At 75.6% G+C, this 23,930-nt stretch carries 17 protein-coding genes; 4 read left to right on the top strand and 13 right to left on the bottom strand.

Features of this window, described 5'->3' with window-relative positions:
• Positions 1 to 5 precede the first annotated feature (5 nt).
• Positions 6 to 419, top strand: coding sequence for an acyl-CoA thioesterase (locus ACSU6M_RS12010; RefSeq protein ID WP_437069443.1), 414 nt, complete (start codon positions 6 to 8; stop codon positions 417 to 419).
• Positions 416 to 1,081 (top strand): hypothetical protein, encoded by a 666-nt coding sequence (locus ACSU6M_RS12005; RefSeq protein WP_437069441.1) that lies wholly within the window; start codon positions 416 to 418, stop codon positions 1,079 to 1,081. Before ACSU6M_RS12010 ends, ACSU6M_RS12005 begins: the two co-directional genes overlap by 4 nt.
• Positions 1,082 to 1,173: 92 nt before the next feature.
• Here the strand turns inward: ACSU6M_RS12005 and ACSU6M_RS12000 are convergent, their stop codons facing one another.
• The 4 genes from ACSU6M_RS12000 to ACSU6M_RS11985 form a co-directional block, all read right to left on the bottom strand.
• Positions 1,174 to 2,127, bottom strand: a complete 954-nt coding sequence (locus ACSU6M_RS12000) for an ABC transporter ATP-binding protein (protein WP_437069439.1) — start codon at positions 2,125 to 2,127, stop codon at positions 1,174 to 1,176.
• A gap of 220 nt (positions 2,128 to 2,347) precedes the next feature.
• Complete coding sequence (locus ACSU6M_RS11995) at positions 2,348 to 5,074, bottom strand: FtsX-like permease family protein (RefSeq protein WP_437069437.1); 2,727 nt, start codon at positions 5,072 to 5,074, stop codon at positions 2,348 to 2,350.
• A 118-nt stretch (positions 5,075 to 5,192) separates the two neighbouring features.
• On the bottom strand, positions 5,193 to 8,435 hold the full coding sequence (locus tag ACSU6M_RS11990) for an FtsX-like permease family protein (RefSeq protein WP_437069435.1): 3,243 nt from the start codon (positions 8,433 to 8,435) through the stop codon (positions 5,193 to 5,195).
• Between the two features lie 259 nt (positions 8,436 to 8,694).
• Positions 8,695 to 9,099, bottom strand: coding sequence for a globin (locus tag ACSU6M_RS11985; protein WP_437069433.1), 405 nt, complete (start codon positions 9,097 to 9,099; stop codon positions 8,695 to 8,697).
• Positions 9,100 to 9,190: 91 nt separating this feature from the next.
• Here ACSU6M_RS11985 and ACSU6M_RS11980 point away from each other — a divergent pair, with 91 nt between their 5' ends.
• The gene (locus ACSU6M_RS11980) at positions 9,191 to 10,180 is read left to right on the top strand and encodes a methyltransferase domain-containing protein (protein WP_437069431.1); all 990 of its coding nucleotides are present in this window, start codon (positions 9,191 to 9,193) and stop codon (positions 10,178 to 10,180) included.
• Between the two features lie 22 nt (positions 10,181 to 10,202).
• Here the strand turns inward: ACSU6M_RS11980 and ACSU6M_RS11975 are convergent, their stop codons facing one another.
• The 4 genes from ACSU6M_RS11975 to ACSU6M_RS11960 all read right to left on the bottom strand — a co-directional run bounded on the left by ACSU6M_RS11975 (position 10,203) and on the right by ACSU6M_RS11960 (position 17,275).
• Positions 10,203 to 11,846: an FHA domain-containing protein gene (locus ACSU6M_RS11975; protein ID WP_437069429.1), complete on the bottom strand. Its 1,644-nt coding sequence runs from the start codon at positions 11,844 to 11,846 to the stop codon at positions 10,203 to 10,205.
• Positions 11,847 to 11,894: 48 nt separating this feature from the next.
• Positions 11,895 to 13,241, bottom strand: coding sequence for a vWA domain-containing protein (locus ACSU6M_RS11970; protein WP_437069427.1), 1,347 nt, complete (start codon positions 13,239 to 13,241; stop codon positions 11,895 to 11,897).
• Between the two features lie 134 nt (positions 13,242 to 13,375).
• Entirely contained in the window at positions 13,376 to 15,004 is a 1,629-nt protein-coding gene (locus ACSU6M_RS11965; protein ID WP_437069426.1) for a PP2C family serine/threonine-protein phosphatase, read from the bottom strand.
• A 3-nt stretch (positions 15,005 to 15,007) separates the two neighbouring features.
• On the bottom strand, positions 15,008 to 17,275 hold the full coding sequence (locus tag ACSU6M_RS11960; RefSeq protein ID WP_437069424.1) for a tetratricopeptide repeat protein: 2,268 nt from the start codon (positions 17,273 to 17,275) through the stop codon (positions 15,008 to 15,010).
• On the opposite strand from ACSU6M_RS11960, the gene ACSU6M_RS11955 reads away from it, so the two are divergent.
• Positions 17,253 to 17,573: a hypothetical protein gene (locus tag ACSU6M_RS11955; protein WP_437069422.1), complete on the top strand. Its 321-nt coding sequence runs from the start codon at positions 17,253 to 17,255 to the stop codon at positions 17,571 to 17,573. The two genes, ACSU6M_RS11960 and ACSU6M_RS11955, sit on opposite strands and share 23 nt — an antisense overlap.
• A gap of 16 nt (positions 17,574 to 17,589) precedes the next feature.
• Here ACSU6M_RS11955 and ACSU6M_RS11950 read toward each other — a convergent pair whose 3' ends face one another.
• The 5 genes from ACSU6M_RS11950 to ACSU6M_RS11930 form a co-directional block, all read right to left on the bottom strand.
• The gene (locus ACSU6M_RS11950) at positions 17,590 to 18,873 is read right to left on the bottom strand and encodes a hypothetical protein (protein WP_437069421.1); all 1,284 of its coding nucleotides are present in this window, start codon (positions 18,871 to 18,873) and stop codon (positions 17,590 to 17,592) included.
• A 71-nt stretch (positions 18,874 to 18,944) separates the two neighbouring features.
• A complete protein-coding gene (locus tag ACSU6M_RS11945; RefSeq protein WP_437075106.1) occupies positions 18,945 to 19,964 on the bottom strand; it encodes a glutamate ABC transporter substrate-binding protein in 1,020 nt (339 codons plus the stop codon).
• A gap of 14 nt (positions 19,965 to 19,978) precedes the next feature.
• On the bottom strand, positions 19,979 to 21,427 hold the full coding sequence (locus ACSU6M_RS11940; protein ID WP_437069420.1) for a hypothetical protein: 1,449 nt from the start codon (positions 21,425 to 21,427) through the stop codon (positions 19,979 to 19,981).
• Positions 21,428 to 21,704: 277 nt separating this feature from the next.
• The gene (locus tag ACSU6M_RS11935; protein WP_437069418.1) at positions 21,705 to 22,673 is read right to left on the bottom strand and encodes an N-acetylglucosamine kinase; all 969 of its coding nucleotides are present in this window, start codon (positions 22,671 to 22,673) and stop codon (positions 21,705 to 21,707) included.
• Positions 22,664 to 23,929 carry a 6-phospho-beta-glucosidase gene (locus ACSU6M_RS11930; RefSeq protein ID WP_437069417.1) on the bottom strand — a complete coding sequence of 422 codons (1,266 nt, stop codon included), beginning with the start codon at positions 23,927 to 23,929 and terminating at the stop codon, positions 22,664 to 22,666. Before ACSU6M_RS11930 ends, ACSU6M_RS11935 begins: the two co-directional genes overlap by 10 nt.
• Between the last annotated feature and the right edge of the window lies 1 nt (position 23,930).

Below are 23,930 nucleotides of genomic sequence, written 5' to 3'. Positions count from 1 at the left end.
CGACCTTGCGGCATCTCTACCGCTGCCCGCTGCGCTGGGCGGACATGGACGCGTACGGCCACGTCAACAACGTGGTGTTCCTCCGCTACCTGGAGGAAGCCCGTATCGACTTCCTCTTCCGCCCGGAGAAGGACTTCAAGCAGGGGTCCGTGGTGGCGCGCCACGAGATCGACTACAAGCGGCAGCTCGTCCACCGGCACACCCCCGTGGACATCGAGCTGTGGGTCACGGAGATCCGCGCGGCGTCCTTCACGCTCACCTACGAGGTGAAGGACGGCGACGTGGTCTATGTGCGCGCGTCGACGGTGATCGTGCCGTTCGACTTCGAGGCGCAGCGGCCCCGTCGGATCACCGCCGAGGAGCGGGAGTTCCTGGAGGAGTACACCGACGACGCCGAGGAGGAGGCCGTCGCCGCATGACGGTGCTCCATCTCGCCGACGAGGGGGAGGCCGCGGATCTCGCGGCCTTCCTCTCCCGGTTGCTGCACTACGACCGTGCGGCCGCGGTCCGGTTGCAGGCGGCCGGTACCGCGCTGGCCGTCTTCGGGCGGCCGCCGTCCTTCGAGGTGCTCGCGGTGCGGGCGGTACGGCTGGCGAAGCCGTACGAGAACGGGCTGGACGTCACGCTCGACGTGACCGTCTCGGCGGGTGAGCTGCTGGACGGTGTCGAGGAGTCCGCGGCCACCGTCTCCGTGCCGGGCGCGGTCACCGGGCCGCCCTGGGCCGGGGTGCTGCCGCCTCGGGGTGGCTGGGCGCCGGTGGCCGGGCTTCCGGCGGTGGACGCGCTGCGGTCCATGGTCGCGGCGGGGGTCGCCGAATTCCGGGCGCGGACCGAGGGGTTGGCGCCTGAGTCGCGTACGCGGGCCGAACTGGACCGGATCGGGCGGGAGATCTGGTCGCGGACCGTCGGGGAGACCGGGTTGCCGGTGCGGGTCGTTCATGCCGCGCAGGCTCTGGGGTTCCTTCGGGGGGACGAACCCGTGTTGTTGGCGTCCGGGGCTTGGCTGCGGTTGCGGACGGCTTATGGGTCGGTCGCGGTACGGCGGGCGGGTGTCGGCGCGTTGGGGATCAGCGTGCGCTGAAAAGCGCTTCGGCGAGTGCCTTGATCCGTTGGGTGGCGGCTTCCCGTTCGTCGTGGCCTGTCGCGCAGTTCCCCGCGCCCCTTCAGGGCGTTTCACTCCCCCGCGTTGTCCGGCCACACGCCTATGTGGTCCTCCTCCAGTTCCAGGGCCACCCTGTCACGCATGCCCAGCGCCTTTGTGTAGTCGGCCGGCAGCTGGAGGCGGCCGGCCCTGTCGAGCATGGCGTACTCGCGGGCCACGACCGTCTCGTGGCCGGTCGTCTCGTCGATGTGGCTGCGGCGCAGCACCTCCGTGGAGGTGCGGCCGTCGCGGATGGCGACGGTGCGGCGCACCTCGGTGGCGACGGCCTGGTCGTGGGTGACGATGACGACGGTGGTGCCGAGCTGCTCGTTGGCCGTGCGGAAGGCGGCGAAGACCTGCTCGGCGGTGTGGGAGTCCAGTTCGCCGGTGGGCTCGTCGGCCAGCAGCACCGAGGGGTTGTTGGCGAGGGCCACCGCGATGGCGCAGCGCTGCTGCTGGCCGCCGGACATCTGGTGGGGGCGGCGGCCCTGGCAGTCGGCGATCTGGAGCAGGTCCAGGAGCTCCAGGGCGCGCTCGGTCTGGGCGCGGCGGCGCCGGCGGGTGCCGGCGAGGCGCATGGGCAGCATCACGTTCTGCGCGGCGGTGAGGTACGGCAGGAGGTTGCGGGAGGTCTGCTGCCAGACGAACCCGACGACCTCGCGGCGGTAGGCGAGGCGGTCCGCGGCCGACATGGTCAGCAGATCGCGTCCGGCGACCCGGGCGGCGCCCGCGGTGGGGGTGTCCAGACCGGCGAGGATGTTCATCAGCGTGGACTTGCCGCTGCCGGACGCCCCGACCAGGGCCATCAACTCGCCCTCGCGGACCAGCAGATCGAGACCCTGGAGGGCCTGCACCTCGACGCCGTCCGCGGTGAAGACGCGGACCAGCCGATCGCAGGTGATCAGCGCGTCGTGGCCGTAGGCGGGGGTGGCGCGGGCGGCCGCGACCCGCTGGGCCAGGTCGGCGAGCGTCGGTTCCGTGGTCATCGTGCCCCTTCCACCGGTTGTCTCATCGCGTGCCCCAGCTCTGGGCCGGTTGTCTCATGGCGTGCCGCCCGCTCTGGGCCGGTTGTCTTATGGCGTGCTGCCCGCTCTGCGTCGGCTGTCTCGTGGCGCGCTCCCGCTGTGCATGGGCTGTCTCGTCGCGCGCTCCCGCCCCGCTCGACATCGGCAGCCTCATCGCTCGCCCCGCTTTCCAACGGCTGTCTCACCGCGCGTCCCCCGCTCGCAGTTCCGTCACCGAGCCGCGGCGCCCGCTCCACCACGCCTGGGCCGCCGCCGCGCCCACCGTCACCAGCAGGACCGCCACGGCGGGTACGGCGAGGGAGAGCGGGTCGGTCCGCAGCTCCGCGGGGACCGGGGCCGCCGTGCCCGAGGGCAGGGCGAGGGCGGTCAGGTCGACGCCGGGGGCGAGCAGGCGGACGGTGGCCCAGCCGGTCAGGACACCGCCGAGCGCGGCGAGGGCGGCCTGCGGCAGGGACTCCAGGATCAGCAGGCGCCGCCCCTGGGCGCGGGTGAGGCCCATGGTGCGCAACCGGGCGAGCAGCGCCCGGCGTTCGGGTGCCGTGCGCAGCAGGGACAGCAGCAGGGTGAGGACGGCGTACCCGGCGCCCGCCGCGACCGCGCCCGCGTAGACGCGCTCGGCACCGGACTGCAGAGGTGAGTCGGCGTGGCGGTCCCGCTCCTCGGAGCGCAGCTGGACATCGGCCCGGGGTCCGGCGAGCCGTCGGAGCGCGGCCCCGTCCAGGTCACCGCCGGTCAGCAGGAGCGCGGTCGGCCGGGCGGCGGCACGGCTCAGGCCGGCGCGGTCCACGACCAGGAAGTCGGTGTTCGACAGGGCCGGGGTGCGGTCGCGGACCAGGGCGATGCGCACGGTGACGACGGTGCCGTCCTGCATGCGGACCGGGAAGGGCCCGGTGCCGTGGTTCTGGGCGGCGGCCGGCGAGGCCAGCGCCGGGAGCGGGGCGTCCTTGCCGGCGGGGCGCCGCAGTTCCCGTGCCGGGAAGGCGCCGAGGCCGGTGCGGTCGGCGAGGGCGGCGTAGGCGGCGGGGTCGACGCCGACCACGGGGAGGGTCTGCTGGCGTCCGTGCGGGCGGGCCTGGTAGGCGATGCCGACCTCGGCCAGCCCGGCCACACCCGGAGTGCGCCGGACCAGGTCGGGCAGGCCGGCGGGCAGCCCCTCCACGGCCTCGACGCGGGCGTCGGCACCGACGGAGAGCAGGGCGGCGTCGTCACGGGCCTCGTGGACGCCGGCCAGGACCGAACCGCCGAACGCGGCCGTGGTCAGCGCGGTCGACAGGGCCAGCAGCGGCAGCACGGCGGAGGCCGAGCCGCGGCCCGCGCGGGCCAGCGACAGATGCCCGACCACACCGCGCAGCCGCGCCGCGGGGCGGGCGAGGAGGCGCAGCGGCAGCGGGTGCAGGCGGACCAGGAGCAGGGCCGCGATGACCGCCACCAGCACCGGGGCGGCCGACATCAGCAGGTCGCCGGAGGTGCCGCGGCGGCGCAGGGTCTCCACCGCCCCGGCCGCCAGCACCAGCACGGTGAGTTCGGCGACCGTACGGCGCCGGGAGGGCCGTAGGGACGTCACGTCGGACCGGACGCTGTGCACGTCGATCGCGCGGTGGGCGGCCGCGGCGCGCAGCGGCAGGGCGAGGCAGGCGACCGCGGTGACCGCGAGGGCGGCGAGGGCCGCGGGGGCGAGACGGGCGTCGGGGACGGCGAGCACGGCCGCGGCCAGGCCGAGCGCGGCGGCCGGGAGCGCGACGGTCGCCGTCTCGCCGAGCAGCCGGGCGGTCAGGCCGCGCAGGGAGGCGCCGCGGGCGCGCAGCAGGGCGAGTTCGGCGCGGCGCCGGTCCGCGGCGAGGCCGCCCGCCATCACCAGCACCACCAGGGCGACCGTGCCCGTGCCGAACGCGGCCACGGTGGTCAGCGGGGTGATGTCGTCGCGCAGCCGCTCGAAGGAGGTGAGGACTTCGTCGAGGTCGGTGGCGGGCTCGGTGTTCTCCTCGGTGAGGCGGCGGACCTCGCGCAGCGCGGGGCCGGACTCCAGGGCGGCCACGGCGGACTTCAGGCGGTCCAGGTCGTGGCTGTGCAGGGCGTCCGGGTCGGGGGCGAGGTGCCAGTAGCGGACCGGGTTGCCGGGGGTGGCGAGGAGCGCCGGGCCGGCCTCGGGGGCGAGCAGCAGGGCGCCGAGCCAGTAGGCGCTGCGGTCGGGGTCGCCAGGGGTGCGGACCAGGGCGGGCTGGTGCAGGATCGGCAGCGTCGACCAGTAGGCGCCGGAGGCGTGGCGCGGGGTGACGATGCCGGTGATCCGGACGGCGAGCGGGTCCTGCTGGACGCGGGGGACGTGGATGACCGAACCGACCCGGATGCGCAGGCTCTCGGCGGTACGGGCGGTCACCGCGGCCTCCACCTCGGCGGTGCCGGGGGTCACCGAGCCGGCCGCGGCGCGCGGCAGCCGGCCCTCGGTCGGCCGGGAGTGGCCGGCCAGCCCGTTCTGGGCGACCAGCGTGACGCGTGCGGGCAGGTCGCTGGGGCGGGCGAGGAAGCGGTCGGGGACTTCGACCGGGGAGTCGGTGCGCACCCCGTAGGACGACTGGGCGGGGTCGACGACCAGGGGCGAGCGGACGGTGCCGAGGATGCCGGCGTACTCGGTGGACAGCCGCCCCGGCCGCATGGACGCGATCTGCTCCTGCGGGCTCAGGCCCAGGCCGAAGCGGGTCGCGTACAGCTGGAGGGTGGTGCGGTCGGGGCGGGCGCCGGCGAAGACCTCGCGCAGCCCGGCGTCCTCGTGGCGGTCCAGGGCGCGCGGGAACACCGCGGCCAGGCAGGCGGTCAGCGCCACCAGGACGGCCAGCGCCCAGGCGGCGCCCGGCGCGGTGCGCAGCCGGGTGCGGATCCAGGGCGCGTGGACGGCCGTGTTCCGACGCATGCTCACTCGCCCCCTCGGTCCTTGCGCAGACGCACCCGCGTCCCGGCCTGCCGCACGCGCACCCGCTCCCCGGCCTGCCGCACGCCCCCGCGCACCCGCTCCCCGGCCTGACGCATGCTCACTCGCCCCCCTGCCGCAGGGCCGTAGCCGGGTCCGCTCGGCGCAGGGCCAGGACGACGGTGACCAGCAGCGGGGTGAGGGCCACGGCGGCGAGCAGGAGTGCCACCCGGCCGGGCGGGAGCTCGACGAGCAGGTCGGGGACCGGTCGGGTGGCCTGCGAGGTCAGCACGATCAGCGGGATCACCGCGCGGGTCAGTACGGCCCCCAGCGCCGCGCCGACCAGCAGGGCGAGCCCGACCAGTACGGCCTGTTCGGCGGCGATGGTGCGGGCCAGCGCGCGGCGGCCGGCGCCGAGCGCGCGCAGCACCGCGAACTCGGCGTCCCGCTCCCGCAGCGAGCCGGCCGCGCTCACCGCGAACCCCACCGCGGCCAGCGCGGCCGCGACGAGGGCGGCCGCCGCGAACGCGGCTCCGGGACCGGCGCCGAACGGGTCGTCCCGCAGTTCGTCGGCGAGTTCGTCGCGCACCAGGACCTGGCTGGGGTCCATGTCGGGCCGGGCCCGCAGCGCGGCCGCCGTCTCGCGGGGGCCGTCCGTGGCGATCCACCACTCGGTGGGGGCGATCCGGCTGCCGCGGTCGGCCAGGACCCGGTTGACCGAGCGCAGGTCGACGAGGATCGCGCCGCCCCGGTGGTCCTCGGGGGTGGTCGGCAGGGCGCGTACGGCGGCCGCGATCGTCACGGGCAGGCTCTCGCCGCCGAGGGTGATGTCGATGCCGTCGCCGGTGCGGGCGCCGGTGGCGGCGAGGTAGTCGTCGGTGACGACGGCGGTGAGGTCGGGGGCGGGGGGCTGGGCGACGCCGAGCCGGACGGTGAGCACGGCCGGGACGAGGTAGCCGTAGCCGTCGTCCGGGAGGTGACCGGTGCCGTACACGAGGGTCGGGGGCCGCTGGGAGGTGAACTCCGGCACGGTCGGGATGCCAGGGTCGTCCTCGTCGAGGGGGTCCATCTGGTCGGTGGACGCCGTCGCCCGCCAGGTCGTGGGCAGGGCGAGCCGGCGCGGGGTGCCGTCCGCGGACTCGGCGGTCAGCTCCCGCAGCGACAGGCGGTGGCGTTCGCCGACGGCGAAGGGCTGCGGCATGACCAGGTGCACGTCGGTGAGCGTCATCTCCGCGGCCACCGCCGGGACGTCCGCGGTGAGGGTGCGGGGGCGGCCGTCGGAGGGGAGGCTGCCGACCGGGAGTTCGTACGGGGTGCCGTGGCCGTCCTCCAGGGTGAGCGTCACGTCCGCGGTCGTGCCGGAGGCCGGGGTGGCGGCCAGGGACAGGGTCAGGCGCAGCCGGGCGGTGTGCGCGGGCACCTTCGCGCCGGCCGTCGCGCCCTTCGGGCCGAGCCCCTTCAGCAGCGGCCGTACGGGCTCGGTGGCGAGGTCGGGGCGCAGCAGCAGCGCGTCGGCGGCGTGCGTGGTGTCCAGCGCCAGCACGGTCGCCGTGCGGTCGCCGGACAGGGGCTGCGCGGAGCGGACGGCGGGGGCGACGCCGGTGACCCGCGGGGCGGCGGTGAACTCCTCGGTGCGGCCGAGGGCGGCGTCCCCTGCGGCCTGCACCCGCACCGGCGCCCCGGCGCGGAAGTCGGCCTGGTCGTCCTGCGAGCGCTCCCAGGAGGCGCCCTGGCCGAGCGCCAGCATGCCGAGCGCGACGGCGAGGACGAGCAGCAGCACCGGGCCCGCCCCGCGCATCGGCCGGCGGCTGAGCTGCCAGCCCGCGAGGGCCGCCCCCAGGCCCCGCCCGCCGGCCGCGCGGCGCTCGGCGAGCCGGGCCGCGGGCGGCAGCAGACGCAGCGTCAGGACCGTTCCGGCGAGCAGCGCGAGGGCGGGCGCGGCCACCAGCAGCGGGTCGACGCCGAGGGCGCCGGAGGTGTCCGCGGTGACCGCGCCGGACTCCTGGCCCCGGAGCTGCCCGTACGCGACCACCGCCACCACCAGCAGCGCCACGTCGGCGCCCGCGCGCACCGGGGCGGGCAGGGCGCGGGCCCGGCCCTGCCGGAAGCCCTGCGCGGTGAGCGCGGGCAGGGTCACCGCGAGGGCGCAGCCGAGGGCGGTGCCGCCCGCCACCAGCCAGACACTGAGGTCACCGGGTCCCGGCGGGTCCAGGCGCAGCCCGATCCGGTCCAGCGCCCCCTGACCGGCCAGCAGCCGGGTCAGCGGCCCGGCGAGCAGGGGCGCGACGATCACGGCGGGCAGGGCGAGCCCCAGCGCCTCCACGGCGGCGTGCGCCGCGAGCCGGGCGCGGGAGGCGCCGCGGGCCCGCAGCACCCGGGTCTCGCCCGCGCGTTCGGTGCTGAGCAGCCGGGCCACCAGCAGCAGCGCGTACAGGGCGAGCAGCGCCAGCTGGAGGGCGACGACGAGCAGGGTGGAGCGGGAGACGAGCAGGGAGCGTTCGACGCGGTCCAGGACGGCGGGCAGTTCGGTGGTGGCGGCGGTGGCGCCGCGCAGGGCGCTCTCGTCGCGCAGGGCACCGCTGTGGGTGCGGGCGGACTCGCGCAGCGCGTCGATGCCGCCGGTGGTCAGGGCGGAGAAGTCGGCCGACGCCAGCCAGCCGAGGGGGCCCTCGCTGACCCGGCCGCCGGTGAGGGTGGCGGGGGCGGCGAGCAGGGGGCCGTAGGTCGTGAAGCCGCCCTGTTCGACGCCGCGTCCGCCGAGGTCGTCGAGGTGCCAGTACGGGTCGGTGGTCCGGGCGGGCCGGTAGACGCCGGTGACGTGGACGCGGGCGTCCGGGCCGTCGAGGCGGTCGGTGAGGGTGAGGCGGTCGCCGGCGGCGAGGCCGAGGAGCCCGGCGGCGCGCTGCGGCACGGCCACCTCCACGGTGCCGTCGCCGGCCGGCCGGGGCAGCCGGCCCGACACCAGGCGTACGGCCTTCGGGTCCAGCGCCGCGAGGTGCGTGAGGTCGGGTTCGCCGGTGCCGCCCTTGCCGGGCAGCGCGTAGGGGCCGGAGCGGATCAGGGAGCGCACGGTCACCGGGTGGCCGTCGAAGGCGCGGCGCGCAGCGTCGCGTACGGCGGTGTCGGCGGCGGCGCGGTCCTCGCGCGGTACGTCCGCCTTGACGATCAGGGCGGTGTCGGCGGCGTTGCGCGGGTCGCGCAGGGAGTGGCGCAGGGCGGCGTCGCCGATCGCGCCGGAGTAGGCGGTGAGGGTGGCCAGGACGGCGGTGGTCAGCAGGACCGTGAGCAGGGCGGCGGCGAGCAGCAGCCGGTGCGCGCGTGCGCGCAGCAGCACGAGACCCGCGGCCCCCGTGAACCCCGTCACCCGGCCCCCCGCCGTCGTGTGAACGCCGTCCGGACGTCCCGTCGGGTGTCCGTCGGGTGTCCAGACCTTCGGGCGATGCTGTCAGAAACGGGACGGCAGGGGTAAGCGCTTGTAGATCAGGCTTGACCGGATTGTGACCGGAAATCGGCGCGCGGCGACCGGAATTCGGGGTTCACCGGAGCGAGTTGGCGTTGCCGGATGGGCGGGCGGGGCGGAGACACGAGGGTGGCGCCAGCGTGCGGCTGCGTGGCCCGGTGCCTCAGCCGGCGGTGTTCACCATCGACGCGGCCGCGTACTCCAGGTAGTTCCACAGGGTGCGCTCGTGCTCCTCGGACAGGCCGAGCTCGTCGACGGCCACCCGCATGTGCTTCAGCCACGCGTCGTGGGCGGCGCGGTCGACGACGAACGGGGCGTGACGCATCCGCAGCCGGGGGTGGCCGCGGTTCTCGCTGTACGTCGTGGGGCCGCCCCAGTACTGCATGAGGAACAGCGCCAGGCGCTCCTCGGCCGGTCCCAGGTCCTCCTCGGGATACATCGGCCGCAGGAGCGGGTCCTCGGCGACCCCCTCGTAGAACCGGCGGACCAGGCGGCGGAAGGTCTCCTCCCCGCCGACCTGCTCGTAGAAGGTCTGCTCCTGAAGCGTGCCGCGCCGAATCTCTCTCACGCCCCCATGGTCTCAGACACGTGGGCGGAGGACTCAAGCCCTAGGACCGGCGGTACTCGCCCGCGGGCGCGATGCGCAGGACAGTGGAGGCATGGGTACGCAGGCTGCCGGCCGGGAGCCGGAGGAGCTCGCCGCCGTCGCGCGGGCGGGGCTGGTGCGGGAGATCGAGGCGAGCGGGGCCTGGGCCGCCGACCCGGTGTGGCGGGAGGTGTTCCTCGCCGTCCCGCGGCATCTGTTCGTGCCGTACTACTACGTCGCCGGACCGCGCGGCTACGAGCGGCGCTGGGGCGAGCACCCCGACCCGGCGGCGCGCGAGCGCTGGCTGCGCGGGGCCTACGCCGACGAGCCGCTGGCCACCCGGCTGCGCGACGGGGAACTGGTGTCCTCCAGCAGCCAGCCCTCGCTGATGGCGATGATGCTGGCCGCGCTCGGGGTGCGGGACGGCGACCGGGTGCTGGAGATCGGCGCCGGTACGGGGTACAACGCCGCGCTGCTGTCCCGGCGGCTCGGCGACGACTCCCTCGTCACGACGGTCGATCTCGACCCGGAGATCACCGAGTCCGCGCGGCGGCATCTGGACGCGGCCGGGTACCACCCGGTGGTGGTCACCGGGGACGGGGCGCGCGGGGTGCCCGAGCGGGCGCCCTACGACCGGATCATCGCCACGTGCGCGCTGCCGGGCGTGCCGCGGGCGTGGCTGCGGCAGTGCCGGACCGGAGGGCGGGTGCTGACGCCGCTGGCCACGGGGATCGCCGCGCTGGACGTGACCGATGCCACACACGCCGAGGGGCGTTTTCTGGACACGCCTGCCTATTTCGTGCCGTTGCGGGGGGCGGGCCGGTCCGCGCCCGACCCCGCGTCCCTCGCCGGAGTGCCACGGCGGGGGCGGGAGGACGACCTCTTCCGCTTCCTGCTCGGGCTCACCCGGGGAACGCTGGACCCGCAGGAGGCGTACGCGCTGTGGGAGCGGGAGGGCAGGCCGGGGCGGGCGCGGTACGGCGTGACGGTGGGCGACGCGCGGACGTGGGCGTGGCTGGACGACCCGGAGGGGCCTTACGCGTGGCCCCTTCCGGAGTCGTAGCCGTGCCCCCAGGGGGCTGCTCCTAGCCGCGCCGGACGGTGATCGTCGTCCACGCGCCCACGTGCACGCGGTCGCCGTCCTGAAGCGGTACCGGGACGAACGGCTGGATCGGCTCCTCGGAGCCGTTCACCGTCGTGCCGTTCGTCGAGTTCTGGTCGACGATCGCCCAGCCGCCGTCCGGCTGCTGGACCAGTACCGCGTGCTGGTGCGAGACACCCGGGTCCTCCGGCGGCACCGACAGGTCGATGTCGGGGGTCTCACCGGTGGAGTGGCGTCGCCGGCCGATGGTGATCTGGTTGCCGGTCAGCGTGCGCTGCTGCTCCGGCGAGTACGCGGGCAGGTTCAGGCCCGCGGCCTCGGGGCCGGAGCGCTGCATCATCGCCATGAAGTACTCGCGGTCCGGACCGATCGTCGCCGTCCAGGTCGCCGGGCGCGCAGGCGCGGGCGGGGCGGACTGCTGGGACGGGCCGGGGTGCGGGTAGCCGTAGCCGCCGCCGGGGCCGTTGGGCCCACCGCCCTGGCCGCCGGGGCCACCCTGGCCGCCGGGGCCGGTGGAGGACGGCGGGGAGAGCACCCAGTCGTCGTCGCCGGAGGCCGGGGCGCCGCCGGGCTGCGGACGGCCGCCGGGTCCCTGCGGGAACGCGGGCGGGGGCGGCGGGCCGGGCTGGAACGCCTGCGCGGGGCCACCGCCGGGCGCGCCGGGGCGTGCGCCGGGGGCACCGGGACCGCCCGGACCGGAGCCGGGAGCACCGGGACCGCCCGGGCCCGAACCGGGGAAGCCGGGTCCGGCGCCCGGAGCGCCGGGTCCGCCGGGTCCACCCGGACCCGAGCCGGGGGCACCGGGGAAGCTCGGGGGTGTGCCGGGGCCGCCCGGACCACCGGGGCCCGCGCCCGGAGCGCCCGGGAAGCCGTGACCGGCGCCCGGACCACCGGGGCCGCCGGGTCCGCCCGGAGCACCGGGACCGTTCGGGCCGCCGGGGCCGCCCGGACCACCATGCCCACCAGGCCCGCCGGGGCCCGCGTTCGGGAAGCCGGGACCGCCGGGACCGCCCGGACCCGCGCCCGGACCACCCGGTCCGTTCGGACCGCCCGGACCGCCCGGAGCACCAGGTCCGTTGGGGCCGCTGGGGCCGCCCGGACCCATGCCCGGTGCACCCGGCGTGCCCGGCGTGGGGCCGGGGGGCGGGGGGACCGGGCGGGACGGGTCGGTGCCGAAGGGCTGGTTCGGGGGAATGGGCTCGGCGGGACGGTTCACCTGGGAGGGCCGGGAGCCCTGGTAGTCGAAGGAGTCCGTGCCGCCGTACGACGGTCCCGCGGGCGGACGCTGGAAGGGCGCGCCCGGACCGCCGGCCGGCGGACGCGGGGCGGCCGGGGTGTACGAGGTCGCCGTGTTGGTGAGGAAGTTCCAGCGGCACTCCTCGCAGAACGGCGCACCGCCCTCACGGGGCGTACGGCACTGCGGGCACAGCTCCGGCTCGCGGTTCGGCGGCGCGGACGGGTGCGGGGCGGGCCCGCCACCGGGCGCCGGAGGCGGCGGCGGGAAGCCGTAGCCGCCGGTCGGCGGAGGCGGCGGGGGCGGCGGTGGCACCGCACCGGCCATGCGGTGACCGCAGACCTCGCACCAGTCGTCGGAACCCGACTGGTGTCCGTTCGGGCAGGTCGGCATGTCGGCGCGTCCCCCTCTCCTTCGGTGTCCTGCAAGGGTCGTACTGCGTCACTTCTTCACGCGAACCGTCTTGGTGGACCGTGTCTCGAGAGTCATCTCGTCGGCCTCCGCGACCTTCGCCTTCAGTCGCACAGTACCTGTCGCCGCGTCGACGACGTCCACCACCTTCGCAAGCAGTTTCGCAGTATCGGCATTCCCGGAGGCACTCGCCAGCTGAACGGCGCGGCCCAGTTTGGCCGTTGCTCCGTCCATATCGCCCGCTTTGCGCGCATCGAGGCCCTGCTGGATGACCTGGGCCAGTTCGGCCTGGCCGGTGTAGTGGGCGACCTGGGGGTTGATGGACGTGGAGGCGGCCATGTCGTCGGTCCATACGGCCCGTACGAGACCCTGGGCGCCCAGGTTGCGCACGCTGCCGTCGGGTTCGGGGATCACCAGGGAGACGCGGGCGGCCAGCATCTCCTGGCCGATGTGGGCGGGCGGCACCTCGACGCAGAGGTGGTAGTCACGGGACTCGTCTCCCCAGGAGCCGAGGGGGTAGTCGCCTGCGCGGGGGCCCGCCTCGGTGCGGCGGTCGGTCAAGTCCTCGACGGTGGGCGCGACTTGCTTCACGTACTTGATCGTCGTACCGACCGGGGTCCACAGTCTCAGCGCGACGTCCGCGACCTCCTTGCCCATGGCCGTCTCCATCATCCGCGTGAAGTCGGCGGTGAGGGCGGCCGGGTCGGCGACGATGTCGGCGGTGCCGAGCAGGGCGGAGGCGATCCCTGTGACTTCTTTCACTTCCCAGTCGGTGCCCACGCCGCGCGCGTCACAGGTGAAACGGCCGGCGCAGGCGTCCAGCGCGGCGCGCAGGTCCTCGGGTGACTCGTGTTCGTTGCGGCCGTCGGTGAGCAGGATGCCGTGGCGGATGGCGACATCGGCCGAGGCCAGCAGGCGGTCGGCGAGCCGCAGCCAGGTGCCGATGGCGGTGCCGCCGCCCGCGCTGAGCCCCCGCAGCGCCTCCTTGGCCTGCGCGCGGGTGGTGGCGTCGGCGACCGCGAGGCGGCCGCCGCCCGGATAGACCTCCTTGGCGACATGGGTGCCGCCGACCACCGCGAAGTGCACGCCGTCGCGCAGGGTGTCGATCGCGGCGGCCGTCGCGTCACGGGCGTTGCGCATCTTGGTCGGCGGGTAGTCCATCGAGCCCGAGCAGTCGACCATGATCGCCACGGCCGCGGACGGGCCCTGGCCCGGCGACCAGACGTGGGGCGCGGTGACCGCGCTGCCGATGGTGCCGCCGCCGGTCGCGGTGACCGTGACGATCGCGTTGACCTCGCGGCCGCCCTCCGGCAGGTACTCGTTCTGGTACACGTCCACCGAGAACTGCGGCACGTTCGACTTGTGGAAATTGGCCATGCCTGGAACATCCCCCTCTACGGCCCCGAGGTGGCGGGACCGATGACTGTGGGCGGACCGGTCCCCTCCGGTCCGCCACTGCTTCCCCGTTGTGTGTGGCGCTTCGGTACGGCTCCGCGCGGGCGCTCGGCCTCTCAGGCCGATCCTGCCCCCGGAAGCGGGGCCGGGAACGGCACGACGGCCACTGTTACGTTGTCGTGGCCACCGCCGTCGAGCGCGTGGCCGACCAGGACGCGGGCGCTGTGCAGCGGACGGGCGGCGGCGTCGAGGGGGACGGCCTCGGCCATCTCCTCGGCCGCCTCGGCGTAGTTCCACAGACCGTCGGTGCAGACGATCACCACACCGGGCCGGTCCGGTTTGAACGACGCGGTGTGCGGCTCCAGTTCGTAGGCGTCGGCGCCGAGCCAGCCGGTGATCGCGTGGGCACGCTCGTCGGCGTACGCCTCGGCCTCGCTCATCAGGCCCGCGGCGACCATCTGCGCGGCCCAGGAGTCGTCCTCGGTGAGCCGGGCGGCGGGCGCGGAGCGGTCCAGCGGCACCCAGTAGGCGCGGCTGTCGCCGACCCAGCCGACCACCAGCAGGCCGGCCGTCACCACCGCGCCGACCAGGGTGCAGGCCGGGGCGTTCTGGTGCGGGGCGTGCTCGCGGGCCGTCTCGGGCTCCTCGGCGAGGGAGTTGACGGCGTGGGAGGCGGCGACGATCGCCTCGTGCATCGCCGTCTGCGGGTGCGTGCCGCGCGGCAGGGCGGCCAGCAGGGACTCGCTCGCCGCGCGGGAGGCGGCCAGCGAGGCGTCGTCGGGGCGGGTGGCCGAGGAGACGCCGTCACAGACGATCGCCAGCACGGCCGGGGAGCCGTCGGGCAGCGCGGTGTGTCCTACGGCGAACGCGTCCTCGTTGCGGTGGTGGCGCAGTCCGCGGTCGCTGACGGCGGCGATCGGGCCGCACTCCTGCTCCATGTGGTCGCGTTCGCGCGGCTGCGCGTGCCCGCAGTTCTCGCAGTACCCGTCGCCGTCCACGCGGCCCGCCCGGCAGGCCACGCACAGCGTCGGCTCGTCCCCGAGCGCCCCGCCCAGGTCGGCCACCCGCGGGTCGGGGGCCTGCAGGGGGTACTCGTCGGGCTCGGCCCGGTGGTCGAAGCGGACGCCTTCGGCGGGGGCGGCCGCAGGGGCGGGGGCGGGAGGTGCCGGTGGGGCGGCGGGGGCGCTCGCCGCGGGGGGTGCGGTGGGCGCCGGAGGGGTGGCCGGAGTGGCAGGAGCCGCCGGTGCGGGGGGCTGTGGCTGTCCGGCGGGCTGCGGTGCCGGTGCCGGTGCCGGTGCCGGTGCCTGCGCCGGTGCCGGGGCGGTCGGCGCGTGGCCGTACGGCGGCTGCGGCGCGGCGGCCGGCTCGAACCGCCCTTCCGGCCCGGACGCCGGAGCGGGGGCGTGGGCGGCGGGCGAGGCGGCTCCCGCGCCCGGTACACCCGGCGCGCCGCCGGGAAGCGGCTCCTGCGCAGGGAGGGGGCCGCCGCCCGAGTCGGTGCCCGGGAGGTCCGTCGGGAGGTGCGGCGGGGGCGGGGTGTCGGAGGAGTCCGGGGCGGGCGGTGGCCAGCCCGCGGCGGTGGCCGGCGCGGAGCCGTTCACGGCCGTCGCCGGCGGGGCCTCGGGCCGCTGCGGCACGGCGGACAGGTCGTATCCGCACGCGCCGCAGAAACGGTCCCCCGACTCCAGGGGTTCCGCACAGCTCGGGCACCTCGACAGCGAGGTCTGCTGGGGCATCTGGGACATCAACTACACCCACGTCCGGGGGCGGTAACGGTTGGCACGTTCCACCAGGTCGATCCTCTCCTCGCCGCGCTGCGCCAGCCGGGCCAGCGTGCGGTACGAGCGCTCCAGGCCGAATCTGAGGCCCCGCTCGTCCAGTGCGCTGCCGAGCAGCGTCCGTCCCCCGGCGGCGGGAGGGGCGGAACCCTGGCCACCGGAGAGTATCCAGTCCAGGGCACAGCCGAGCACCTCCGTCGACAACTCCTCGCGCCGCGTCGGGTCCAGGCCGTAGGCGTCGAGCGCCTGCACCTGCACCGCGGCGGCGGTCAGATCGTCCAGGAAGGTCACGTCGGCGGCGGTCGCCGTGCGCAGCCGCAGCCGCGCCCGGACGGCGGCGACGCGGGCCGCCGTGTAGTGGATGGACGACTCCGGCACCGACTCCAGCGTGGCCACGGCCGCACGCCGGTCGCCCGTCGCGAGCTGCACCCGGGCCAGCCCGAACGCGGCGCTCACCACGCCGGGGTCGGTCGCCCACACCAGGTGGTAGTACTCGGCGGCGTTGTCCAACTGGCCCAGCACCTCGGCGCACAGGCCGAGCGCCAGCTTCGGCGCGGTCTCGCCGGGGAAGGCGTCGTAGAGCGCGTCGAAGGCCAGCGCGGCGCCCTCGTGGTCGCCGGTCACCAGCGCCGCGACGCCCCGGTACCAGACCACCCGCCAGTCGTCCGGCCGCTCCGTCTCCAGCTCCCCGAGGGCGCCCAGCGCGGCCGTCGCGTCCCCGTTCTCCAGCCACGCCCGGATCTGCCGCAGCCGCGTCTCGATCGACGGCGCCGGAGCCGCCGCGAGGGCGCCCAGCAGTTCCGCGGGCGCGGTGGCCATGAGGCCCGCCAGGAAACCGGCGTTGGGATCGGCCGGGTCGACGTGCGGCACGGGCAGGGCGAGCGCGGCGGCGGGACTGTCCACGGGCTTGACGAGATGCGGCACCGCCGGCGCAGGGACGGCTGCGCCGCCCGGCCCCCCGGCCCCTCCGGCGCCCACCGCCCCCGCGGCTCCGCCGCCCGGCCCCCCGGCCCCGGCCACCGGTGCCGCTCTGCGGCCGCGCGCCGCCCGCACCCCCAGCCGCGACACCTCCCCCTCCAGCCGCGGCACCAACTCCGTGTCGGTCACCTTCAGTTCCGGCCCGAACAGCGTCGACAGGGCCGGCCGTGCCCGCCCCGTCTGCAGCGAGACCACCTCGCGCAGCACGCCCGTCAGCTGCTCGCCCATCTCCTGCGCGGAGGCGAACCGGCGGGCCGGGTCGGGGTCGGTGGCCCGGACCAGGAGCCGGTAGAAGGACTCGTAGCGGCGGAAGACCTCGATCGTGTCGGGGTCGGGCAGCGAGTCGGCGTAGACGCCGGTGTAGCCCTGGAAGTCGAAGGTGAGGACGGCGAGGGTGCGGCCCACCGTGTAGAGGTCGCTGGCCACGGACGGGCCGACCTCGGCGACCTCCGGCGCCTGGTAGCCGACCGTGCCGTAGATCGCGGACTCGTCGTCGTCCATGCGGCGCACCGCGCCCATGTCGATCAGCTTGAGCTGGTCCTCGGTCTGGATGGCGTTGTCGACCTTGAAGTCGCAGTACAGCAGGTTGCGGCTGTGCAGATGGCCGAGCGCCTCCAGCGCCTCGATGCCGTACGCGCATGCCTGCTCCACCGGCAGCGGGTCGCGGCGGCCGTCGGGGGTGCGGCGGGCGTTGGCGATCTCCTTGAGGGACTTGCCGCCGACGTACTCCATGACGATGTAGCCGTCCAGCGAGCCCGTGCGCTGGTCCAGGTGCTCGACGAAGTTGTAGATCCGCACGATGTTGGCGTGCTCGATCTCGGCGAGGAAGCGCCGCTCGGAGATCGCCGCCGCCATCGCGTCCTGGTCGCCGGTGTCGAGGAGGCCCTTGAGGACCACCCAGCGGTCGGAGACCGCCCGGTCGACCGCGAGGTACACCCAGCCGAGGCCGCCGTGGGCGAGGCAGCCCGCGACCTCGTACTGTCCGTGCACCACATCGCCGGCCTTCAGCTTGGGCACGAAGGAGTACGGGTGTCCGCACTTGGTGCAGAAGCCCTCGGTGCGGCCGGGCCGGTCGCCGCGGGCCCGGCCGACCGGCGCCCCGCAGTCCGAGCGGGAGCAGAACCGCTTGCGCTCGGGCACCTCGGGGTTGTCCAGCACCATCGCGCGCGGGTCGGGCCGCGGGATCTGCGGCACCTGCACCAGGCCCGCGCCCAGCCGGCCGCGCGCGGAGGAGCCGGTGGAGGAGCCGGAGCTGCGCACCGACACCGAACGGCCGGTCGCGGCGCCCGACAGCGAACGCGACAGCCGTCCCGACACCGAGCGCCGGGACTTCGACGACTGCGAGGACGTACGGGAGCTGGCGCGCGAGCCGGAGCGCGCGCTGCCGCTGCCCGACGAGCCCCGGCCGCCCCCGGTGACCCCGGTGGGCGCCGACCCGACCATCCCGGACGCCGACACCACCGGCGCGAGACCGCAGGTGTCGCAGTACAGCTCGCCGCCGCCGACGTCCTCGTACCGCCCGTCGCAGCCCGGCCGCTGGCAGGTCTGCTGTGCCTGACTCATGACGACTCCCCCTACCCCTGCCCTCTGCGGTCCTCGGGACCGCCCTGCCCGGGCACCCGCGGGCCGCCCAGCAGTTCGGCGGCCGCCTGCTGATAGCGCAGCACGGCCTGTTCGGCGACGCGCAGATCGCACGGCGCGCTCCACAGCATCCGCCGTGCCGCGTCGTACCGCTCGATCAGCAGCGGGTCCTCCGCGAGCCCGTGCCGGGCGACCTTCGCCTTGTACGCGTCGAGCCGTCCGCGCAGCTCCGCGCGGACGGCGAGCGGCGCGGTGACCGCGGTCAACGACTCGCGGGCGCGCAGCAGTTCGTCCTCCGCCTTCTGCTCCAGCGACTCAAGGAGCGGGGACAGGCGGTGCCACTGGGCGTTGCGGCGGTACTCGGCGGCGGTGGCGAGCTGCTCCTGGAGCACGGTCGGCGGGCCGCTGACCACCGGCACCTCGGTGGCCGCGATCTTCGCCAGGACCTCGCCGCGCGCGGTGCGGGCCTCGGCGAGCGTGCGGTCCGCGCGCGAGAGGACGTCCCGCAGCCGGATCAGGCGCTGCTCGGCGTCCTGGCGCACGGTGAGCACGGCGTCGATCTCCCGGCGCACCTCCTCCAGGGCGCGCGCCTCACGGTCGTAGACCGTGGTGTCCGGCCGGCCGCCGCCGGGTGCCGAACTGCCCTCGGCGGGTATCCAGAACGCCAGCGGGTCGGACACCACCTGCTCGCGCAGCTGGGCGAGCGTGCGGGTGATGCGCTCCAGGTCGTCGCCCGCCGGATGCTCGCCGGGGCGTACGCCCACCGAGTGCGCGAGCTGCCGGGTGCGCTGGAGTTCGGCGGCGAGCAGATCGATGCGCGCGGGCAGCGCGGACCAGACCGCGTCGGCGGCGACGACCATGTCCAGCGACTGCGCGTACAGCTCGTTCATCCGCTCCACGAGGCCCGCCAGCGAGAACGCCTCGCTCAGCCTGCCCTCGCCGGGCACGGTGACCGACTCGCCGCGCAGCAGCTCGGTCAGCTCGACCAGGTCCTCACGGCTGGACCAGCGGCGCCGGGCGCGGATCTCCCGGGCGGAGCGCAACGCGGCCGCGTAGGCGTCGAAGTACGCCCACAGCAGGCTGATCGACGCCTCGGTGGCCGCCCAGCGTTCCTTCGTGACACCGGTGAGCGCGGCTCCTTCGAGGAGTCTGCGGCCCGCGTGGTCCTGGAGGGCGAGGAGCGAGGTCTCGATCGCCTCGTGCTCCGCGCCGAGCCGCGCCAGCGCACGGTCCACCTCGTCCCGGTCCAGCACCGGCCCGGTGGGTCCCGCGCCCATCGATCACCTCTCGTCGCTGTCGTGTTCCGTGGTCCGTCCGCCGCCGTCCCCCGTGTCCGGCCGCTCGCAGCTCACCTGTACCGCGGCACCGGCGGGACCGCCGACTCCGAGTCCGCTCCCAGCGTGGGCCGCAGCCACTTGTCGTAGGAGGCCCGCCAGCCCTGCGGGTCGATGCGGTACTGCTCCAGTATCCGGTTGACCCGGCGGACCAGATCGGGTGCCTTCCGGTTCATCGCCACGCCGTAGTACTCGGTCGTGAAGCGCTCGCCCTTGAGCTCCACCGTCGGGTCCTGCGCGGCCTGGCTGGCGGCCAGGGCGCTGTCGGTCACCACCGCGTCCACCTCGCCGAGTTGGAGCCGCACCAGGCAGTCCAGCTGGTTGGGGACGGTCGTGGAGATGTCCGTGGAGGCGTCCAGCCTGCCCTTCGCGCGGTCCGCCTTCAGCGTGTCGTACGCCGTGGACCCGGCGGCCGAGCAGACGCGCTGTCCGGCGAGCGTGTCGTCGTATCCCTCGACGGGGGAGCCGACCGGGGCGAGGACCTGCTGCCCGGTGAGGAAGTACGGGGCGGAGAAGGCCACTTGCTCCAGGCGGGCGCAGGTGATGGTCATCGTGCGCACCACCATGTCGACGCGGCCGCTCTGGATCGCCGGGACGCGCTGGTTGGTGGGGATCGCCTTGAAGCGGATCTTGTCGGGGGAGCCCAGCAGGTCGGTGGCGATGCGGCGGGCCAGATCGATGTCGAAGCCCTCCAACTGCACGTCCTCGGCCGTGCTGTTGGGGTTGCGGTAGCCCCAGCGGTAGCTGTTCTGGTCGACGCCGACCGAGAGATAGCCGCGCTTCTTGATCGCCGCGATGGAGGCGCCCTCGGCGCCCGACGGGGCGAGGCTGCGGTCCTGGGGATCCTCGCAGTCGTCGGCCCGTACGAGGGTGCCCTCGGCGCGCCCCGGACCGCCCAGGCCGGTGCTGCCGTCGCCGCTCGGCTGGGTGAGCGGCAGCAGCAGCGCCAGCACCGCCGCGAGGGCGCACACGACCGCCATCGCACCCACTCCGCCCCAGCCCCTCAGGCCGGCCCGCAACCGTCGTGCCCGCATCGTCATGCCCCCTCTCACCGGTACTCCGACAGCCTGCGTCCGATGCCCAGCAGCGCCCCGGCCGCGCCCAGCACCGCGAGGACGGCCGCGCCGATCGTCAGGCCGGTCATCGCGTCCCGTCCGTCTCCCGCGGCCTGCCGGAACTCGCGCTGCTCGTGCCGCAGCGCCACGTCCAGGTTGCGGTCGACGGCGTCGAAGCACTCCCCGGTCGGTCTGTCGGCCTTGGTCCCGATGATCCGGTTCAGCGCGGTCTGGTAGTCGCCCGCGTCGTCGGCGTCGCGGGCCTCCTTGTGGCGGCTCTGCCACTCCCGCATGTTGCCGCCGGCCGCCTTCACCGGCTCCGTGCCCGCCGCGTCGTCGGCGAGGTCCTCGGCCGCGGCGAGCCCGTCGGCGAGGTCCTTCATGGAGTCCCGGAAGGCCACGTCGAACTTGTCCTGGAACTCGCCCGGCTTCACCTCGACCGTCTCCGCGCCGCGGCTGACCAGCGTCAGGTTCTCGTTGCCGCGGGCCTTCAGGGAGGCGATGCGGGCGTCGTTGAGGACGTTCAGCGAGCGCACACCGTGGTCGTAGGAGTCGTTCAGCCCCGCGCGGGCCACGCTGTGGCCGATCACCAGCCACAGCAGCACGACCGTGGTGGCGGCCGTGCCCGCGACCAGGCCGTGGTTGAGGACCCGGTTGGTGCGCAGATAGGTGCGGTGCTGCGCCCAGCCGAGCGCACCGAGGGCGAGCACACCGGCGCCGATCGCGATCCACGGGTACGGCGTGGCGTCCGCGTAGTCGTCGCGCAGCCGCTGGTTCTGCGAGACGTACAGCTTCTCCGCCGCCGGGAGCATCTCGGTCTGCATCGTGTCGTTGGCGTAGCGCAGATACGCGCCGCCGAGCGGGTAGCCGAGCCGATTGTTGGCGCGGGCGCGCTCGATCAGGCCCTTGTACTCGGGCAGCAGCCGGTTGAGTTCGGCGATCGTGGCGGCGGCGGGGGAGTCCGGGTCCGAGTTCTCGGCGGCCTCCACCAGGCCCTCCGCGGCCCGGCGGATGTCCTTCTCGTACCGCTCGCGCGAGGCCCTGGTCTCCTGGCCGCCGGCCAGGAAGCCGCTGGAGGCGGCGGTGTCGGCGTCGGCGAGCGAGCGGTAGATGTCGGCCGCGGCGGAGCTCAGCGGCTGGCTCTCGTGCAGCACGGCGTCGGCGGCGGCCGCGCGGTCGGAGGTCTGCCAGGCGGTGACCGCGCCGAAGGCGACGACCAGCGCGGCGAGGACGGCGCCGATGATGCGCAGCCGGCCCGGCTCGGTGGTCGCGGCCGCGCGGACCCGGTCCACGCCCTCGGCGAAGGCGGTACGGCGCGGCGCGGCGACGGGACCGGGCGGCGCGGGAGCACCGGGGCGGCCGCCCGGTCCCGGCTGCGCGGGCACGGCGGGCGCGCCGATGTGCGCGGGTGGTGCCGCGCTGCTCTTCGGCGGGTGTGTCACTGCTGACCTCCCCCATGGTCATCCGTCGCCGCAAGTATCGCTGCCCGCGCCGACATTCGCACCGGCCTTGTCTGGATCTTGATCGGATCGCGGTGCGGCGGGCGGCTCCGCGGCACCGGCGCCGGTCGGCTCGAACGGCGGTTCCGTGGAGCGGCCCGGCGGTGCGCAGGCGGTTCCGACAGCACCGCCTGCCCATGAATACGCCCCGCGAACCGGTTCGGTTCCCCCGGAGGCGGGGTGAACTGCCCGGTGTGCGCGGGGCGTACGCGGGAGGCGCTCAGGCGAAGTGTGCGCGCACCCTCTCCTGGGCGGCGGTCCCGGCCCCCGTCCGGTCCAGCCCCAGCAGGGCCGCGCCGAGGACCGGGCGGGCGGTGACGACCTGCGGGACGGCCTTGGGGGCGCGGGCGGCGAGGCGCTCGCGGACGCCGTCGTCGAGCAGGGGGTGCCGGGCGGCGAGGACACCCCCGCCCAGCACCACCGGCGTCTCCTCGTCCAGCAGCTCCAGCCGGCCCAGGGCGACCGCGGCCATGCCGACGACCTCGTCGGCGAGCCGTTCGACCAGCGAGCGGGCGACCGGGTCGCCGTCGGCGGCGGTGGCGAACAGCACCGGCGTCAGCTCATGGCGCCGGGCCGGCCCGATGTGCTCCAGGTGCAGCGCCTCGATGAGCGCGTACATGGAGTCCAGCCCGAAGTGCGCGGGCAGCGCGCGGGCCAGCGCCGTCGGCCCGCCGCGCCCGTCCTCCGCGCGCGCGGCGTGGAACAGCGCCTCCTCCGCCAGCCCCCAGCCGCCGCCCCAGTCCCCGGAGATCCGCCCGACCGCCGGGAAACGGGCGGTGCGGCCGTCGGGACGCATGCCGACGCAGTTGATGCCGGCCCCGCACACCACCGCCACCCCGCGCGGCTCGGCCACCCCGGCCCGCAGGATCGCGAAGGTGTCGTTGCGCACCTGGACGGACGCGCCCCACGCGCGCGCGTGCAGCGCCGCCGCCAACTCCTCCTCCTCGACGGGGAAGTCGGCGTTGGCCAGACACGCCGACACATGCTCGACGCCGCTCACCCCCGCGTCCGCGAACGCCCGCGCGACCGCCTCGGCCACACGGTCCACGGCCGCCCGCACCCCCACCGCCGGCGGCCGGAACGGGCCCCCGCGCGCGGTCGCCAGCACCTCGCCGTCCGAGGTCACGACCGCCACATCGGTCTTGCTGTTGCCCGCGTCGACGGCGAGCACGGCCGCTGTCACGCCCACGCGAGGTGCTCCCGGTTGTGCGCGATCAGCGTGTCCGTGAGCGCGTCGGCGTACGCGTACTGCCCGATCAGCGGATGCGCCAGCAGCGCCCGGAACACCCGCTCCCGGCCCCCGTGCAGCGCGGCTTGCAGCGCCAGGTCCTCGTACGCCGTCACGTTCGCCATCAGACCCGCGTACAGCGGGTCGACGGCGGCCACCGGCAGCGGGACCGCTCCCCGCGCGCCGATCGCCGCCTGCACCTCGATCACCGCGTCGTCGGGGAGGAACGGCAGCGTGCCGCGGTTCAGCGTGTTCACCACCTGGTACGGGCTTCCTCCCCCGCCCAGCAGCGCCGCCGCCAGATCGACGGCCGCCTCCGAGTAGAAGGCGCCGCCCCGCCCGGCGAGCAGCTCCGGCTTCTCGTCCAGCTCCGGGTCGCCGTACAGCTTCAGCAACTGCCGTTCCATCGCCGCCACTTCGGCGGCGCGTGACGGGCGGGTGCGCAGTTCCCGTACGACCTCGTCGTGGGCGTAGTAGTAGCGCAGGTAGTACGACGGGACGACCCCGAGCCGGTCCAGGAGCGGGCGGGGCAGATGGAGGTCGGCGGCGATGGCCTCGCCGTGGTCGGCGAGCAGCTTGGGCAGGACGTCCTCGCCCTCGGGGCCGCCGAGGCGGACGCCGGTCTCCCAGGTGAGGTGGTTGAGGCCGATGTGGTCCAGGTGGACCTGGGCGGGCTCGGTGTCCAGCAGTGCGGCGAACTTGCGTTGCAGCCCGATCGCCACGTTGCACAGCCCGACCGCCTTGTGCCCGGCCTGGAGCAGGGCGCGGGTGACGATGCCGACCGGGTTGGTGAAGTCGATGATCCAGGCGTCCGGGCTGGTACGGCGGACCCGCTCGGCGATGTCCAGCACCACCGGGACCGTGCGCAGCGCCTTGGCGAGGCCGCCCGCGCCGGTCGTCTCCTGGCCGACGCAGCCGCACTCCAGCGGCCAGGTCTCGTCCTGCTCGCGGGCCGCCTGTCCGCCCACGCGCAGCTGGAGCAGCACGGCGTCGGCGCCCTCGGCACCCGCGTCCAGGTCGGCGGTGGTGACGATCCGGCCGGGGTGCCCCTGCCGGGCGAAGATCCGGCGGGCCAGGCCGCCGACCAGCTCCAGGCGCTCGGCGGCCGGGTCGACCAGCACCAGCTCCTCCACCGGCAGGGTGTCGCGCAGCCGGGCGAAGCCGTCGATCAGTTCGGGCGTGTAGGTCGAACCGCCGCCGACCACGGTGAGTTTCACG

The sequence above is a fragment of the Streptomyces sp. enrichment culture genome, assembly GCF_964272895.1.
GTDB lineage: Bacteria > Actinomycetota > Actinomycetes > Streptomycetales > Streptomycetaceae > Streptomyces.
This window is presented reverse-complemented; position numbering and strand designations above follow the sequence as displayed.

Bases quoted from the DNA above. Each gene is read 5' to 3' on its own strand.
- ACSU6M_RS11950 (WP_437069421.1), bottom strand. From the start codon at position 18,873: ATGGGCGCGGGACCCACCGGGCCGGTGCTGGACCGGGACGAGGTGGAC.
- ACSU6M_RS11995 (WP_437069437.1), bottom strand. From the start codon at position 5,074: ATGCGTCGGAACACGGCCGTCCACGCGCCCTGGATCCGCACCCGGCTG.
- ACSU6M_RS12000 (WP_437069439.1), bottom strand. From the start codon at position 2,127: ATGACCACGGAACCGACGCTCGCCGACCTGGCCCAGCGGGTCGCGGCC.
- ACSU6M_RS11970 (WP_437069427.1), bottom strand. From the start codon at position 13,241: ATGGCCAATTTCCACAAGTCGAACGTGCCGCAGTTCTCGGTGGACGTG.
- ACSU6M_RS11980 (WP_437069431.1), top strand. From the start codon at position 9,191: ATGGGTACGCAGGCTGCCGGCCGGGAGCCGGAGGAGCTCGCCGCCGTC.
- ACSU6M_RS12005 (WP_437069441.1), top strand. From the start codon at position 416: ATGACGGTGCTCCATCTCGCCGACGAGGGGGAGGCCGCGGATCTCGCG.
- ACSU6M_RS11965 (WP_437069426.1), bottom strand. From the start codon at position 15,004: ATGTCCCAGATGCCCCAGCAGACCTCGCTGTCGAGGTGCCCGAGCTGT.
- ACSU6M_RS11945 (WP_437075106.1), bottom strand. From the start codon at position 19,964: ATGCGGGCACGACGGTTGCGGGCCGGCCTGAGGGGCTGGGGCGGAGTG.
- ACSU6M_RS11975 (WP_437069429.1), bottom strand. From the start codon at position 11,846: ATGCCGACCTGCCCGAACGGACACCAGTCGGGTTCCGACGACTGGTGC.